Raw genomic sequence first — 16435 nt, forward strand, 5'->3', positions numbered from 1 at the left:
TATAATAATATTATAAATAGTAGTAAATAATATTATATATAAATATGCATATTAAAATTCTACTATAGTAACTTAAACTTAATTAATAATTATAGTTAACACATTTTTAATAATTATTATATGTATTTATATAATCAATATGATATAATATACATATAATATTACATAGTATTAAAAACTATATGACCTAATAAATCTTAGGAGGTATATTATGACTAATTCAAAATTTAGAGAACCCTTTAGTGGATTTTCTCATATGGTAGGAGCTATAATTTCTTTACTTGGTTTATGTTTCCTATTATTTGCCCAATTTCATAGTAACAATTACAACATATATACTTTAATATCAACTGTTATATTTGGAATAAGTTTAATTCTACTATATACAGCTAGCAGTGTATATCACCTTACCGTAGCTAAAGATTCAATAATAAATATCCTTAGAAAGATTGACCATGCAATGATATTTGTATTAATAGCAGGAACCTATACACCTATCTGCCTAGTTTTATTAGAGACACCAATTAGGTATTATATGCTGGCTATAATATGGGCTGTAGCTATAATTGGCATTCTTTTTAAATTATATTGGATTAATTGTCCTTCTTGGTTATCTTCTACTATTTATATTGCTATGGGATGGATGGCTATATTCATTTTTAATCCTCTTTCAAAAGTCGTATCTAGTATAGGACTTTCGATATTAGTATTAGGAGGAGTATTATATACCATAGGTGGAATTATATATTGCTTAGAAAGAAAAGGAAAACATAGAACTTTTGGTGCACATGAAATATTTCATATTTTTGTTCTACTTGGAAGTTTTACTCATTATTACTTCATTTATAGGTATGTATTTAATCTATAACATTTAATTAATAAAATTTTCGAAAATAAAAACTACTGATTAATTGATAAATTAATCAGTAGTTTTTACTATTTTTACTCTTTTATATCTATTTTCTCAGGTACTCCCATAATAAAACTTTCTATATCCTCCTCATCCTCATATTCTGCTTTACTCCTCGCAAATTTAGAATCTGAAGGTGGAGAAATAATGTAGTTAATTATTATTGATATGATAATTCCAACTATAGTATCAACAGTTCTTTGAAAAGCATATAGAACTATATTTTCACTGGTCATAGTAATCATAATTACACAAAATACAACACAAGCCATAGATATAGAGTCTTGCCATTTTAATATATTAAGTAATGTTATCAAAAGCACCATTCCTAAAAAGAGCAGAAATATGTTACCTGGATCTATTAAAACAGTTATAATGCCTATTATTCCTCCCATTATAGTACCAAGCACCCTTGCAATTCCAGCATTAATTCCCTTCTTCACTGTGGTTTCCATAGAAATCAAGGCACCTGTAACCACAAAAAATGGTGATTGAAGATGAAACAATTCAGCTACAATTACACTTATTACTGCGGCTAGAGCAGTTTTTATATTTCTCATACCGATATATTTCTTAAATTTATATATAGAGTTTAAGTTCTTCAAGATTACAATCTCCTTAATTAATGTTGTTCATTTTTTAATTATATAAAAAAGTATTATTAATATTATATAACTTGTAATATTGTGTTGTAATTAATTAAAAGAAAGTTCAATAAATTTAAATAAATCATAGGAAAATAATCCTTTACTTGTAAGCTTCACCTTTGGAATAACAGGTAGACTCATAAAAGACAAGGTTATAAACGCATCCATATCAGGTTTTAATCCATAGTTCTTTACTAATCTATTTAAATTTTTTAACTTATTATATACATAATCTATAGGTGAATTAGTCATCAATCCTCCTATTTCTAAGGATAGACTATCAATTAGTACACCTTCACTTACTATAGTAATTCCTCCACCTATGTCAATTAGCTTATTTACCGCCTTACACATATCCTTATCATTATCTCCTATAACTATAATATTATGAGAATCATGTGCTATACTTTGAGCTATAGCACAGTTTTTAATACCTAATCCCGATAAATATCCTAAGGAATAATGATTTGTATTTTTATGTCTTTCGAAAACTCCTATTTTTAAAACATCTTCATACTCACTCATATCTAAATATCCATCTATAGTTTTACTAGATTTCACTAACAACTTAGTTTCAAGAGATCCTGGAGTTACACCAATTACATTTACTTTGTTTCCATTAGATAGTATTCTAAAGTCCTCCTCTTTCAGCTTTTCTATATTCATAGTGTTTTCACTTTTAACAATGTAAGATAATTTATTATAGTCATCTATTTCTCGACCTGACTTAATTACTTTATAAATATCTACCTCATTTAAATCATTTAAAATAACCAGATCAGCCTTATATCCTGGTGTTATAGCTCCTTTATCTTTTATGCCATAACATGTGTACCCATTATAACTCCCCATTATATATGCTTTTATAGGATCAATACCACTTTGTATACTGAGTTTAATAGCATTATTTATAGATCCCTCTTCCACTAAATCCTCTAGATGTCTATCATCAGTACAAAATAAAAACCTTCGAAAATTCTTATTATTAACTGCAGAAATCAAATCCTTTAAATTTTTAGCAGCAGAACCTTCCCTTATAAGAATATACATACCTAATTTTACTTTTTCTAAAGCTTCTTCTTTTGAAGAACATTCGTGGTCAGTTCTTACACCTGATAAAATGTATTGATTAAGATGTTTATAAGAAATTTGAGGTGCATGCCCATCTATAATTTTATCTCTAAATACATTCAACTTATTCATCATGGACGGTGCTTGCTCTATTACAGAAGGTATATCCATTACCTCACCAAGCCCTATTACTTCTGGTTTATCAATAAACTTAGATAAATCTTCTGCACTTAAAATAGCACCGTTCTCTTCGAAGGATACTGCTGGTACACAGGAAGGCATCATAAAATATATATCCAAAGGGCTTCTTTGTGCACTATCTAGCATGAAAGATATTCCATCAATTCCAAGTACATTGGCAATTTCGTGCGGATCTGCTACTACTGTAGTAACCCCATTGGCTAAAGCTACATATCCATAAGATTCTGGAGTTGTCATGGAAGATTCCACATGAATGTGTCCATCCATAAACCCTGGACATATAACTTTAGAACTACAATCAATTTCTTTAATCCCTTCATATGAACCTATTCCTATAATTGTGTCATCAATAATACCTATATCTCCCTCTTCTATTTCTTCCGTAAATACATTAATAAATTTTCCATTTTTAAGTACTAAGTCACACTTATCATTACCTATAGTAGCGCCTTTTCCTTTTCTTAATATTTCCATAATACCCCCTAAATTTTTAGAATTATATGTATTTTGTATGTTATTATGAATTTATGTAGTATCATGTTTAATATATTAATTCATTCTATACAATTTAACTATTATTTCCCACATTCTAAATTGATGAATACTAAATACAATATATAGAAAACTATCTCATAGAAAAATACAAATTTATATTCTTCTATGAGATAGTTTTTAATTACTCTGGTCTAATATACTTATTCCATTGAGTATATATATGAAATAAACTAACTACATCCTGCATATTATACAAAAGAATTTTCTCTTTCTTTTCCATGGGCATTCTTGAAAAATACATATCATCTTTCATTATCTTACCAAAGGTTTTTGCCAATGTTGAGCCACTTATGACTTCACTTTCCCTAACAATGCCACATTCACTCTCTAGTGCTTTAAGGCCTATTGACTTCTGTTTAACTTGTTCATATTTTTTTTGCAAATCTATACTTTTAAAATATTCTTCTACAGTATAATTTAACTTATATTTTTTAAACAGATAATCAATTACTAGATAATCATTATTCCCTGAAAAAGTAACAACATATTCTTTTTTTAAAGTATTTCTCATATTTTCAAAATACTCTTTAGCTAAGGCAAGAATTTTCTCAAGTTCATGCTTATTTTCAATCATATACTGAGTAATTACCAACTTATTATTTTCTTCGTCATAATATCCTGCTCCAAAGACCCCTATGCATATAGGTTTCTTATAAACATAATGTTCTAAGTCAAAGAAAACTGATTTTTTATAAAGTTCATTATCTCCGCTAATATTTAGACTTTGTTTAAATTTATCTTTTTCAATGTCTATAGTACTTTCTTTAACTATCACCTTACCACTCATTTCTTTAATAGGTATTGTACTTCAAATAAACCTATATATAATTATATGTACTATAAAAATATATAATTATATTATACCATAAATAAATCCTTTTTATCTATATAATACATCCGTTTTATACATTTTATTAATACATATTTTAAGTTGACATTGGTTATCATTTAGAATATAATAATACCATAGATATTGATAATTATTTTCATAAAGGAGTGATATTCATGAATGTTTTTAATTTAAAACCTGGTGATAAAGGTTTAATTAAAGAACTTGCATGTGATGATAGATTAGCTAAAAGATTATTAGCTTTAGGATTTGTTGAAGGAACAGAGGTTTTAGTTAAGAAAACCGCTCCTTTAGGAGATCCAATTATTATAAACTTAAGAGGGACAGACCTTGCAATCAGAAAAAAAGATGCTGAATTAATTTTTATTAAGGAGGCAGTGTAATATGAAAACCATTGCCCTTATTGGTAATCCTAATGTAGGAAAAACAACTTTATTTAATGCACTAACAGGTTCTAACCAATATGTAGGTAACTGGGCAGGTGTAACTGTAGATAAAAAAGAAGGATATTTGTCAAAGGAAATAAAAATTGTTGACCTACCAGGCATATATGCAATGGATACCTTTTCTAATGAAGAAAAAGTGTCTAAAAACTTTTTGTATACTGATGAAGTAGATTTAATTATAAATATAATAGACGGTTCTAATTTGGAGAGAAACCTTTACTTAACCTCTCAATTAACCGAATTTAATAAGCCTATTTTATTAGTGGTAAATATGATAGATGTAGCAGAAAGTAATGGAATTCACATTAATTATTCCGATTTATCTAAAGAATTAGGTGTGAATATTATGGCTATATCTGCTTCTAAAGGTGAAGGTGTAAAAGAGGTTAAAGATTTTCTTATTAATAACTCTTCCTTTAACTCTATAGACAAAACTATTAATTCTAAACATGAGTTTAATAAAATGAACGAAAAAGAAACTTATGGATATATAGAAAACATTCTGAACAGATGTGTAGAAGGAAAAAAAACAAACATTAATACTATTACTGAAAAATTAGATTCTATTGTGCTTAATAAGTTTTTGGCTTACCCTATATTTTTAGGAATTATGTTTATTATATTTAAGTTTACCTTTGATTGGGTTGGTGGGCCACTGCAAGAATTAGCTGATAAACTAGTCAATGAGGACTTTGTATCTTTAATAGAAATACCTCTAGCTAATACATCCCCTTGGTTTAAATCATTAATAATTGATGGTATCATTGGTGGTGTTGGTTCAGTAATTGTATTTCTTCCAATTATATTAACTCTATTTGTAGGGATTAGCTTCCTTGAAGATAGTGGTTATATGGCTAGAACAGCATTTATCATGGACAAGTTAATGAGAAAATTAGGGCTTTCAGGAAAGGCTTTTATACCTTTAATAATGGGCTTTGGATGTTCAGTACCAGGAATAATGTCTGCAAGAACTTTAGAAAGTGAAAAAGATAGAAAGTTAACAGCTCTGATTATTCCTTTTATGTCTTGTAATGCCAGATTACCTGTATATGCCCTATTTGCTGGTGCACTCTTTGCAGGTTATGAATCATTAGTCATTTTCGGATTATATTTCTTAGGACTTATAGTAGCCTTTATAATGGCGTTTATATTTAAAAATACTTTATTTAAAAAAGACGAAGAACCCTTTATCATAGAATTACCTGAATACAAACTTCCTGAGTTTAAAAGTTTAATACTTCATACTTGGGAAAAAGGTAAAGGATTTTTAAAAAAAGCTGGAACTTTAATATTCTCTATATCTGTTCTAGTATGGTTCTTATCAAACTTTAATATGAGTGGAATGTCTGAAATTAACGAAAGTTTCCTTGCATCTATAGGTAACTTCATATCTCCAATTTTTGCTCCATTAGGCTTTGGTACATGGGAAAACTCTGTGGCACTTTTAACTGGACTTATGGCTAAAGAAGTAGTTATAGGAACTCTAGGGGTACTTTATACTGGTGATTTAGCTAATAGCATAGCTACGACATTTACAATAGCTAGTGGTCTTTCTTTCTTAGTATTTACATTGTTATACACACCATGTGTTTCTGTTGTAGCTACCTTTAAAAAAGAATTCAGCGGAAAACTTGCTATATTCTCAGTTGTATATCAATTTATTGTGGCATGGATTTTTTCATTTGGAATATATCATATAGCTTCACTGATATTTTAAAGAGGTGATAATACTATGGAAATACTTATAACTATAATTATTGCTATATTAGCGATCTTTATTCTATTTAAAAATTTAAAGAAAAAATCTAAAGGATGTAATTGTGGTAGTTGTACCTCTAAGTGTCCTAATTACGTTAATACAATAAAAAAATATGAGGATGATAAACAACATAATAAGTAAAGAAAATCCCTTGGATGATAAATTGTCCAAGGGATTTTCTTTATATTAATCTTTTATTACATTTCATCTACTGTTTCAAGACCTATAAGATGTAATCCACTTTCTATTACTTGAAGAGTAGCCTTAACTAAAGCTAATCTGGTATTTTTTGTTACTTCGTCCTCTGAGTTAGATATATTTATAGAATTATAGAATTTATTAAAAGCTTTAGCTACATCTATAGTAAATCTTGTAACTATACTTGGTTGTAGTTTATCCAAAGCCTGCTTAATAGAATTATTAAACCCAGATAAAGTTTTAACTAGTTCAAACTCTTCCTCTGAAATAAGCTTACCATAATCAACTTCTCCAGTACCTTCTCCTAATTTTCTTAAAATACTCTTTCCTCTAGCATAAGTGTATTGAACATATGGTCCAGTTTCTCCTTCAAAGCTAAGCATTTCATCCCAATCAAAGATTATGTCTCTCTCTCTTGAGTTTTTAAGATAAGCAAACACAACTGCTCCAATTCCTACCTTCTTAGCTACTTCATTTTTATTTTCTAATGTAGGATTTTTCTCATTTATTATTTCTTCTGTTTTAACCACAGCTTCGTTTAACAAATCCTCAAGGAATACTACATCACCTTTTCTTGTAGAAAGCTTCTTATCTGGGAAACGAACTAATCCAAATGGTACATGTATACAATCATCTGCCCAATCATAGCCCATCTTTTTAACTGTACTAAATACTTGTTTAAAGTGAAGAGATTGGTCCTTTGCAACTACATATATATTCTTATAAAAATCATAGGTTTTCTTTCTATAGAACATAGCTGCTAAATCACGAGTGGCATATATTGTAGCTCCATCTGCCTTTTTTATTATACAAGGTGGAATATTAAGCTCCTCTAACATAACAACCTTAGCACCATTACTTTCCGTTAATAACCCTTTAGATTCTATTTCATCAATGACAGCATCCATTTTATCTTGATAGAAGCTTTCACCAGCAAAAGAATCAAATTTCACATTTAACATATTAAATAATTTATCAAATTCCTTTAAGCTTAAGTCTTTAAATTTAGTCCACAGCTTAACTTCTTCTTCATTACCATCCTCTAGAAGTTTAAAATGCTTTCTTCCTTCATCATCAAGAGCAGGATTTTTTTCTGCTTCATCATGAAATTTTACATAAACCCTTAACATTTCTTTAATCGGTTCTTCCTCTAAAGCTTTCTCATCACCCCAATGATTATATGCATATATAAGTTTACCAAATTGTGTTCCCCAGTCTCCTAAGTGGTTTATCCCTATAGCATTATATCCTTGAGAATTAAATATTTTATAAAGAGAATTACCAATCATAGTAGTATATAAATGTCCCACGTGAAATGGCTTTGCAATATTAGCTGAACAATATTCAACAATTACATTTTTGCCTTCTCCTTCTTTTGTACTTCCATAATTCTCTTTCTCATTTAACACTTTTTCAATAATTTCTTTCATAAAATCATTTTTAGCCACAAAAAAGTTTATATAAGGACCAAAAGCTTCTATTTTTTCAAATCCATCTAAATTACCAAGTAATCCTTTTAGATCTTGAGCTATCATATTTGGTGCTTTCTTCATAGATTTTGCTAATTGAAAACACGGGAATGCAAAGTCCCCCATTTCTGGTTTTGGTGGGTTTTCAACAAGCCTTTCTATTGTTTCCTTTTCCATATCTATATGCTTACATAAATTTTCTGCTATTATATTTTTATACTCCATAATAAATCCTCCTTTTTATTTCTAACTCTTTTATTTATTAAAATTTCAAAATGCATATAAAAAACCGTCTCTTTCCATTGGAAAGAGACGGTTATATACCCGTGGTACCACTCTAATTGACTTTTTTAAAAAGTCCACTCATAATTTTAACGCTTTTCACGACTAACCCTACTAAGTAATCCTTTTGGGCAGCTTCTCCAAGGTTCTCTTCCTAATTTATTATAAATAAATTTCCCTACAATTACTTGTTAAGATTCTTTTATTCTTGTGAAGCTCACACCAACCTTCACTCGCTTTAAGAATTAATAAAGAAAGTACTGTCCTTTTCATAGAATTTCCATATTAAATTTTATATTATTTGTATTATAAATAAATAATGGTAAATTGTCAACTAAATAAATTAATATTTATACAAGTTAAATGTTAATTTATTCATTTAATGCCTATCTACTACAAAAGTAATTTTTATATCAACCTAAGCTCTATTTTAATTCTAAATACTCATCATAAGTCATATTCTTATCAATTACACCACCAGGAATAATTTCTATTATTCTATTTGCAACAGTATTGATAAACTGATGGTCATGGGATGTAAATAATATAGTTCCAGCAAAGTTAATTAATCCATTATTAACTGCTGTTATGGATTCAAGATCTAGGTGGTTTGTAGGCTCATCTAAGATTAATACGTTAGCTCCACTTAACATCATCTTTGATAGCATACAACGAACTTTTTCCCCTCCAGATAGTACAGATGCTTGCTTTAATGCTTCTTCTCCTGAGAATAACATTCTTCCAAGGAATCCTCTTATAAAACTTTCCGCCTTTTCTTCTGAAAATTGTCTTAACCAATCCACAAGATTTAGATCGCAACTCTCAAAGAACTCAGAGTTATCAGATGGGAAATACGATTGAGATGTAGTTATCCCCCATTTATAGCTTCCACTATCTGGTTCCATTTCACCCATCAATATTTTAAATAAAGTGGTTTTAGCAATACCATCTCCTAAAAATGCTACCTTATCATTCTTATATATCATAAAACTTACATTATCTAAAACTTTAACACCATCAATAGTCTTACATAGATTCTCAACAACTAGCAAATCATTACCAGCTTCTCTATCCGCTTTAAATCCTACAAATGGATATCTTCTTGAAGATGGCTTAATATCATCAAGAGTTAATTTATCTAATTGCTTCTTTCTACTAGTTGCTTGCTTAGCTTTTGATGCATTAGAACTAAAACGAGCTATAAAGTTTTGAAGCTCTTTAATTTTTTCTTCTTTCTTTTTATTCTGATCCTTAGACATTTGTAATGCTAATTGACTTGATTCATACCAGAAATCATAGTTACCAACATACATTTGAATTTTTCCAAAGTCTACATCAGCCATATTAGTACATACTTTATTTAGGAAGTGTCTATCGTGGGATACCACAATAACAGTTCCCTCAAAATCCATTAAGAAATTTTCAAGCCAAGCTATAGATTTAATATCTAAGTGGTTGGTAGGCTCGTCAAGTAAAAGAATATCTGGATGACCAAATAAGGCTTGTGCAAGTAAGACTTTAACTTTCTCTGAACCATTTAAATCCTTCATTAACTTGTAATGTAAATCTTCTGTTATCCCAAGTCCTTGAAGTAATGTAGCTGCTTCACTTTCAGCTTCCCAACCATTAAGATCTGCAAACTCACCTTCAAGCTCAGAGGCTCTTATACCATCTTCATCACTAAAATCTTCTTTAGCATAAAGAGCATCCTTTTCATTCATAATTTCAATTAATCTAGGATGACCCATAATTACAGTTCTTAGTACTTCTTCTTCATCATAAGCAAAGTGATCTTGCTTTAAAACTGCTAATCTTTGTCCTGGTGTTATATTAACTTCGCCTGTATTAGGTTCTATATCTCCGGATAATATTTTAAGAAATGTAGACTTCCCTGCACCATTTGCTCCTATTAATCCATAACAATTACCTTCTGTGAACTTAATATTAACATCCTCAAAAAGTTTACGTCCTCCGTATCTTAAACTAACTCCTGTAGTACTAATCATAACGTTACCTCCAATTATCATTAAAAAAGTCTTACCCATTGGGTAAAACCTCTTGAACTTTTCTTTAAAACATACGATTACTATTATAACATAGATTTATATTTTATACTATTCTTTACTTCAAATATTTTTACTTTCTACTATTATCTCTTGAAATCTATACCTTTGTCCTGTTGGATTAACCTTATTTTTAGGTACTTCTTCTATAAACATCTTATATGGTCTTACAAACAATCCACACTCCCCATATAATGCTCTATATAGCACCATCTTTTCTTGTGTTTCTGAATTTATTACAAAATCCTCAAGTAAATATAAATCCCCTTTGAAGTGTCTAAAAATCTTCCCCTTTAATTCTGATATATCTCTCATAACTCCTCCTATATAATTACTTTAATACTACAATAATCATAAATATAACCTATTAAATCAATTTTTATATTACATCTTTTCCAAATGGTGCTAAAGATAATTTTGCCATTTTTAATGATTGTGCAGCAAAAGGTATACCTATTATAGTTATGGACAGTAAAAATGCACTTATTAAATTGGTTATTGCAAGGAGCAAACCTCCAAATATTACCCATAATATATTAAGAAAAAATCCCATACTACTATCATTTGTTGTAATAACTTCTTTTCCGAAAGGTGCAAATTGTAGTTTAGCTAACTTAAAACACTGAATTCCAACTGGTATTCCCACAATAGTTATACACCATAAAAGACCTGTTAAAAACCATTGTAACCCTGCAACTAATCCTCCAAATATAAACCAAATAATATTTCCTAAACAACTCATAATATACTCCTTAAAAACTTCTAATAATTAATATAATATATAATTAATTTATATTTGCAATGGAATTTAATAAAAATTAACAAAAATAAGCTTAGATAAAATTAAATTTACCTAAGCTTATTTATAAATACTTTTATTTATCTAAATTTTTATTTACTTTTTCTAAATAATTTGTTTCACTAACAATTTTATTTTCAAAATTTTCTACGGCGCCTTTAGTATAATTACCAATAGCCTTTGAATTTAACCCTTGGAGATTACTATTATTTTTTAAACCATTGTTTTTACTCATTTGTTATCACCTCCTGAATTTATTGTTAGTAATTTTATTAGATTTATTCAGCAAATATTTGCTAAATATTTCAGTAGAAATTATATTTTATAATAATATATTTATTTTATTATTGACATTTTAAAAAGTTTTTTATAAAATCAAAAGGACAAATCTACTTTTAAGTTGGTCCAGAGAGGCCAAGAAGGGAGACAGGAATAATGGCTAGAATTATAATTATTTTAAAGAGAAACCCATAGGATAATAAATAGAGCAGCTTATAATTTGCTTTGTTTGTTGTCCTTTTTGTTGTACATTAATTATTTTGATTGGAGGGTTTTTCTTGAAAACAAAAAATATTGAAGCAAAACTTATATTAGAAAACGGAATGGAATTCAAAGGTAAAGCCTTTGGATACATTGATGATACCGTTGGAGAAGTAGTATTTAATACATCTATGACTGGGTATCAGGAAACTCTTACTGATCCATCTTATTATGGTCAAATTGTAACTATGACCTATCCCCTAGTTGGAAATTATGGAATTAATTTAGAGGATTTAGAATCTTCTTCTCCAAAAGTTAAGGGTTTTATTGTAAGAGAAAAATCTAATAATCCTTCAAACTTCAGATGTGAGATGGAGTTAGATGGATATCTTATAGAAAACAAAATTTTCGGACTAGAAGGTATTGATACAAGGGCCCTTACGAAAATTCTTAGATACCATGGATCAATGAAGGGTTATATAACAACTAAAAACTTATCCTTAGAAGATATAAAGGATAAGTTGGAAAAATTCCAAAATGATGATGCTGTGTATAAAGTATCTACTGATGAAATATATGAAATACCAGGCAGTGGACCACATGTTGCCGTTATGGACTTTGGAGTTAAATCAAATATCTTAAGAAGTTTCAAAGAAAGAAATTGTAGACTAACTGTGTTTCCAGCTACCTCAAAGGCTGAAGAAATTCTTTCTACAAACCCAGATTTAATATTTCTATCTAATGGTCCTGGAGATCCTATGAAATTAGATAATATAGTTAAAGAAGTAGTAAAATTAGCAACTTCAAAACCTACTTGCGGAATTTGCCTTGGACATCAACTTTTAGCTTGGGCCTTTGGTGGAGAAACTAGTAAATTAAAGTTTGGTCATAGAGGATCTAATCACCCAGTGAAAGATATTATATCAAGTAAGGTATATATAACAAGTCAAAATCATGGCTATTTTGTTTCTAAGTTACCTATTGATATGGACATCACTCATATCAGTGTAAATGACGGTACCTTAGAAGGTATGATGCATAAAAAATTGCCAATAGCAAGTGTACAATATCATCCTGAAGCATCACCAGGACCTAAAGAAAATAACGTTATATTTGATAGTTTTTTAAGCTTAATTAAATAAATTACATTAAGAAAGACAGTGAGCTTTCATGTAGGAGGAATAATCAATGAGTAAGAGAAATAACATAAAAAAAGTATTAATAATAGGATCTGGTCCAATAGTAATAGGACAATCAGCTGAATTCGACTATTCTGGAACTCAAGCTTGTAGAGCACTTATGGAAGAAGGGATAGAAACCATACTAATAAACTCTAACCCTGCAACCATAATGACTGACAAGGAAGTGGCAGATAAAATATATATAGAGCCATTAACTACTGAATTTATTGAGAAAATTATAGTAAAAGAAAAACCAGACAGCATTTTATCAGGTATGGGTGGACAAACAGGTTTAAACCTAACAATAGAACTTGCTGAAAAAGGTATATTAGATAAATATGGAGTTAAAATCATAGGAACTTCTGTAAAATCTATAAAAAAAGGAGAAGACAGAGATTTATTTAAGGCATTAATGGAAAAAATCAACGAGCCTGTTATTGAGTCAGATATAGTAAATGATGTAGATTCTGGAGTTAACTTTGCAAAAAAGATTGGTTACCCTGTAATTATAAGACCTGCCTACACCCTTGGTGGTACTGGTGGTGGTATTGCAGATACCGAAGAAGAATTAACTACCATATTAGAAAACGGTCTTTATCTTAGCCCTGTAAAACAAGTTCTTCTAGAAAAAAGTATTAAAGGATGGAAGGAAGTTGAATATGAAGTTATGCGTGATTCTCATGGGAATTGCATAACAGTATGCAATATGGAAAACATAGATCCCGTTGGTGTTCATACAGGAGATTCTATAGTTGTTGCTCCGTCTCAAACCCTATCTGACAAAGAATATCAAATGCTTAGGACTTCAGCATTAAAAATAATAGACGAAGTAGGAATTATTGGGGGCTGTAATGTACAGTTTGCTTTAAATCCTAATAGTTTTGAGTATGCTGTAATTGAAATAAATCCTAGAGTATCTCGTTCATCTGCCCTTGCATCAAAGGCTACAGGATATCCCATAGCTAAGGTAGCTGCAAAAATCAGCCTTGGATATACCCTAGATGAAATTGTAAATTCCGTTACTGGTAAAACAATGGCTTCCTTTGAGCCAGCTCTTGATTATGTAGTTGTAAAAATACCAAAATGGCCTTTTGATAAATTTAAAAACGCTAATAAATCCTTAGGAACCAAAATGATGGCAACGGGGGAAATTATGGCTATAGGATCAAATTTTGAGGCTGCCTTCCTAAAAGGAATTCGCTCCTTAGAAATAGGAAAATATGTGTTAGATCATAAACCATCTCAGGAAAAAACTTTGTCGCAGCTAAAGAGTAGCGTAATGGTGCCAGATGATGAAAGAATCTTCGATCTAGCTGAAATGCTTAGAAGAAAATATCTAGTGGAGAAGTTATCAGAAGTTACAGGAATAGATACCTTCTTTATAAATAAAATAAAATGGATAGTAGAACAAGAAGAATTCTTAAAAACTGCTAAATTAGAAGATTTAAATAAAGATTATCTAAAACTATTAAAGAAAAAGGGGTTTTCAGACAAAGGTATTGCAGACTTAATGGATATTAGCCCTATAGAATTGTATACCCTTAGAAAGCTGTATAACATTATGCCAACCTATAAGATGGTAGATACTTGCGCTGGAGAGTTTGATGCCATATCACCATATTACTATTCAACCTATGAAGAATTTGACGAAGTAGTTGTATCTGATAAAAGAAAAGTAATGGTTATAGGTTCAGGTCCTATTAGAATCGGACAAGGAATTGAGTTTGATTACTGCTCTGTTCATGCTGTTAGAGCTCTTAAGAAAAAAGGTATCGAAACTATAATTGTAAATAATAACCCAGAAACTGTATCAACGGACTTTGATATATCAGATAAACTTTACTTTGAACCTCTAACTGAAGAAGATGTACTCAACATAATCAACAAAGAAAAACCTGAAGGTGTAATTCTTCAATTTGGTGGTCAAACTGCTATAAAACTATCTAAGTTTCTAAGAGAAAATGGAATTAAGATTTTAGGTACTGATGCTGATGGTATAGATAGGGCCGAAGATAGAGAAAGATTTGATGCTATGCTTGAAGATCTTGATATTAATAGACCTAAAGGAATTGCAGTATGGAACCTTGATGAAGGAATTGTTAGTGCTGAGAACCTTGGATATCCTGTACTTGTTAGACCTTCTTATGTGTTAGGAGGTCAAGGTATGGAAATCACCTATAGAGAAAAGGAACTTAAAAAGTATTTGGAGAATTCTTTTAAAAGAGATCATAAAAATCCTGTTTTAATTGATAGATACTTAGTTGGTAGAGAAATTGAAGTGGATGCTATCTGTGATGGTAAAAGTATTTTAATTCCAGGAATTATGGAACACCTTGAAAAAGCCGGAGTCCACTCTGGAGATTCTATAAGCATATATCCTTCTCAAAATATATCTGACAAATCTAAGAAAACTATCTTTGAATATACAAAGAAGATTGCTTTAGAGCTTAAAGTTCTTGGCATGATAAATATTCAGTTCATTGAGTTTGAAGGAGAAATTTTTATCATAGAAGTTAATCCTAGAGCTTCTCGTACAGTTCCATATATAAGTAAGGTTACTAATGTTCCTATAGTTGAATTAGCTACTCGCGCCATGCTTGGAGAATCTCTAGAAAATATGGGATATAAGGAACAAATATGTGCTGAACCTGATTTTGTAACTGTAAAAGTACCTATATTCTCTACTGAAAAGCTTCCAAAGGTTGAAGTAAGTCTTGGACCTGAAATGAGATCTACTGGAGAAGTACTTGGTGTAGGACATACCTTTGATGAAGCTATGATGAAGGGTTTCTTGGCTGCCAAAAGACCAATTTTAAAGTCTGGAGACAAATTACTAGCAACCATAAATAATAGTGACAAAGATGAATTCTTAATACTAGCTAAAGAAATGAACTTACTTGGCTGTCAGATAGTAGCCACAGAAGGAACTGCAAAAATGCTTCAAATTGAAGGTATAGATGCAAAAATAGTTAATAAAATTGGTGAAGGAAAACCTGATATAGTAGATTTTATCAGAAACAAATCTATAAATATGATAGTTAATACACCAACTAGAGGAAATGATTCTCAGCGCGACGGCTTTAAACTTAGAAGAACAGCTGTAGAATCAGGAGTTTCATTAATGACTTCTCTCGATACCTTAAGAGCAATGGTAACAGTAATGAAACGAGGATTGAAAGTTAAAGATTTAGATATATTTAACTTAGGAAAATAGTTTATATAATTTTTCATTAATATATGCTTAAAAGCAATAGACAAAATTAAGTCTATTGCTTTTGTTCTACATTTTAAATAATTATAAGAATTTATTAGTTATACATGAATAAATCAATAAATCCACCACAATCAAGTGTTTGATTGGAATCAGTTGTTGTCAATTCTCTAAAAGGACATTCTTCACATTCATTATGAGTACATTGAATTTTTGATAATTCTTCTGTTAATCTAGTAATTTCATTATATATTTCTTGTATCTTTTCCTTCTGTAAATCTTTATTCATAATAATCCCCCCTATATGCTTAGG

At 29.7% G+C, this 16435-nt stretch carries 15 protein-coding genes and 1 other annotated feature; of the genes, 6 read left to right on the forward strand and 9 right to left on the reverse strand.

What is annotated here, in order from left to right; all coding sequences use genetic code 11:
- The first annotated feature begins 211 nt into the window (after nt 1–211).
- Entirely contained in the window at nt 212–868 is a 657-nt protein-coding gene (gene trhA, locus ACTNBA_RS05455) for a PAQR family membrane homeostasis protein TrhA (RefSeq protein ID WP_441072958.1), read from the forward strand.
- Between the two features lie 74 nt (nt 869–942).
- Here trhA and ACTNBA_RS05460 read toward each other — a convergent pair whose 3' ends face one another.
- The 3 genes from ACTNBA_RS05460 to ACTNBA_RS05470 form a co-directional block, all read right to left on the reverse strand.
- Entirely contained in the window at nt 943–1515 is a 573-nt protein-coding gene (locus tag ACTNBA_RS05460; protein ID WP_441072959.1) for an FUSC family protein, read from the reverse strand.
- 90 nt (nt 1516–1605) lie between these two features.
- Nucleotides 1606–3303, reverse strand: a complete 1698-nt coding sequence (gene ade / locus ACTNBA_RS05465; protein ID WP_441072960.1) for an adenine deaminase — start codon at nt 3301–3303, stop codon at nt 1606–1608.
- Nucleotides 3304–3505: 202 nt separating this feature from the next.
- On the reverse strand, nt 3506–4171 hold the full coding sequence (locus ACTNBA_RS05470) for a ribonuclease H-like domain-containing protein (RefSeq protein ID WP_084178148.1): 666 nt from the start codon (nt 4169–4171) through the stop codon (nt 3506–3508).
- Nucleotides 4172–4389: 218 nt separating this feature from the next.
- Here ACTNBA_RS05470 and ACTNBA_RS05475 point away from each other — a divergent pair, with 218 nt between their 5' ends.
- The 3 genes from ACTNBA_RS05475 to ACTNBA_RS05485 are packed head-to-tail and all read left to right on the forward strand — an operon-like array spanning nt 4390 to nt 6580.
- The gene (locus ACTNBA_RS05475) at nt 4390–4617 is read left to right on the forward strand and encodes a FeoA family protein (protein WP_035133006.1); all 228 of its coding nucleotides are present in this window, start codon (nt 4390–4392) and stop codon (nt 4615–4617) included.
- Nucleotide 4618: 1 nt separating this feature from the next.
- Nucleotides 4619–6397: a ferrous iron transport protein B gene (feoB, locus tag ACTNBA_RS05480; RefSeq protein WP_441072961.1), complete on the forward strand. Its 1779-nt coding sequence runs from the start codon at nt 4619–4621 to the stop codon at nt 6395–6397.
- A 15-nt stretch (nt 6398–6412) separates the two neighbouring features.
- Nucleotides 6413–6580, forward strand: coding sequence for a FeoB-associated Cys-rich membrane protein (locus tag ACTNBA_RS05485; RefSeq protein WP_346880268.1), 168 nt, complete (start codon nt 6413–6415; stop codon nt 6578–6580).
- A gap of 56 nt (nt 6581–6636) precedes the next feature.
- Here the strand turns inward: ACTNBA_RS05485 and argS are convergent, their stop codons facing one another.
- The 5 genes from argS to ACTNBA_RS05510 form a co-directional block, all read right to left on the reverse strand.
- A complete protein-coding gene (gene argS / locus ACTNBA_RS05490; protein ID WP_441072962.1) occupies nt 6637–8331 on the reverse strand; it encodes an arginine--tRNA ligase in 1695 nt (564 codons plus the stop codon).
- 80 nt (nt 8332–8411) lie between these two features.
- Nucleotides 8412–8670: a binding site (T-box leader), on the reverse strand.
- A 143-nt stretch (nt 8671–8813) separates the two neighbouring features.
- On the reverse strand, nt 8814–10394 hold the full coding sequence (locus tag ACTNBA_RS05495; RefSeq protein WP_346876246.1) for an ABC-F family ATP-binding cassette domain-containing protein: 1581 nt from the start codon (nt 10392–10394) through the stop codon (nt 8814–8816).
- A gap of 120 nt (nt 10395–10514) precedes the next feature.
- The gene (locus tag ACTNBA_RS05500; RefSeq protein WP_035132998.1) at nt 10515–10766 is read right to left on the reverse strand and encodes a DUF1653 domain-containing protein; all 252 of its coding nucleotides are present in this window, start codon (nt 10764–10766) and stop codon (nt 10515–10517) included.
- 64 nt (nt 10767–10830) lie between these two features.
- Complete coding sequence (locus tag ACTNBA_RS05505; RefSeq protein WP_346868488.1) at nt 10831–11193, reverse strand: YccF domain-containing protein; 363 nt, start codon at nt 11191–11193, stop codon at nt 10831–10833.
- Between the two features lie 133 nt (nt 11194–11326).
- On the reverse strand, nt 11327–11485 hold the full coding sequence (locus ACTNBA_RS05510) for a hypothetical protein (RefSeq protein WP_441072963.1): 159 nt from the start codon (nt 11483–11485) through the stop codon (nt 11327–11329).
- A gap of 337 nt (nt 11486–11822) precedes the next feature.
- Here ACTNBA_RS05510 and ACTNBA_RS05515 point away from each other — a divergent pair, with 337 nt between their 5' ends.
- Together ACTNBA_RS05515 and carB are read left to right on the forward strand one after the other, a co-directional pair.
- Nucleotides 11823–12872 carry a carbamoyl phosphate synthase small subunit gene (locus tag ACTNBA_RS05515; RefSeq protein ID WP_441073217.1) on the forward strand — a complete coding sequence of 350 codons (1050 nt, stop codon included), beginning with the start codon at nt 11823–11825 and terminating at the stop codon, nt 12870–12872.
- A gap of 46 nt (nt 12873–12918) precedes the next feature.
- Nucleotides 12919–16125: a carbamoyl-phosphate synthase large subunit gene (carB, locus tag ACTNBA_RS05520; RefSeq protein WP_441072964.1), complete on the forward strand. Its 3207-nt coding sequence runs from the start codon at nt 12919–12921 to the stop codon at nt 16123–16125.
- A 94-nt stretch (nt 16126–16219) separates the two neighbouring features.
- Here carB and ACTNBA_RS05525 read toward each other — a convergent pair whose 3' ends face one another.
- Nucleotides 16220–16411, reverse strand: a complete 192-nt coding sequence (locus ACTNBA_RS05525; protein WP_150844223.1) for a hypothetical protein — start codon at nt 16409–16411, stop codon at nt 16220–16222.
- Nucleotides 16412–16435: the final 24 nt, after the last annotated feature.

Origin of the sequence: Clostridium sulfidigenes (genome assembly GCF_052067195.1) — a bacterium.
GTDB classification, from domain to species: domain Bacteria; phylum Bacillota; class Clostridia; order Clostridiales; family Clostridiaceae; genus Clostridium_J; species Clostridium_J sulfidigenes.

Excerpts from the sequence above, each read along its gene's own strand:
- ACTNBA_RS05485 (WP_346880268.1), top strand. The coding sequence starts at position 6,413 with ATGGAAATACTTATAACTATAATTATTGCTATATTAGCGATCTTTATT.
- argS (WP_441072962.1), bottom strand. The coding sequence starts at position 8,331 with ATGGAGTATAAAAATATAATAGCAGAAAATTTATGTAAGCATATAGAT.
- ACTNBA_RS05470 (WP_084178148.1), bottom strand. The coding sequence starts at position 4,171 with ATGAGTGGTAAGGTGATAGTTAAAGAAAGTACTATAGACATTGAAAAA.
- ACTNBA_RS05525 (WP_150844223.1), bottom strand. The coding sequence starts at position 16,411 with ATGAATAAAGATTTACAGAAGGAAAAGATACAAGAAATATATAATGAA.
- trhA (WP_441072958.1), top strand. The coding sequence starts at position 212 with ATGACTAATTCAAAATTTAGAGAACCCTTTAGTGGATTTTCTCATATG.
- ACTNBA_RS05505 (WP_346868488.1), bottom strand. The coding sequence starts at position 11,193 with ATGAGTTGTTTAGGAAATATTATTTGGTTTATATTTGGAGGATTAGTT.
- ade (WP_441072960.1), bottom strand. The coding sequence starts at position 3,303 with ATGGAAATATTAAGAAAAGGAAAAGGCGCTACTATAGGTAATGATAAG.
- ACTNBA_RS05510 (WP_441072963.1), bottom strand. The coding sequence starts at position 11,485 with ATGAGTAAAAACAATGGTTTAAAAAATAATAGTAATCTCCAAGGGTTA.
- ACTNBA_RS05500 (WP_035132998.1), bottom strand. The coding sequence starts at position 10,766 with ATGAGAGATATATCAGAATTAAAGGGGAAGATTTTTAGACACTTCAAA.
- ACTNBA_RS05495 (WP_346876246.1), bottom strand. The coding sequence starts at position 10,394 with ATGATTAGTACTACAGGAGTTAGTTTAAGATACGGAGGACGTAAACTT.
- ACTNBA_RS05475 (WP_035133006.1), top strand. The coding sequence starts at position 4,390 with ATGAATGTTTTTAATTTAAAACCTGGTGATAAAGGTTTAATTAAAGAA.
- feoB (WP_441072961.1), top strand. The coding sequence starts at position 4,619 with ATGAAAACCATTGCCCTTATTGGTAATCCTAATGTAGGAAAAACAACT.
- carB (WP_441072964.1), top strand. The coding sequence starts at position 12,919 with ATGAGTAAGAGAAATAACATAAAAAAAGTATTAATAATAGGATCTGGT.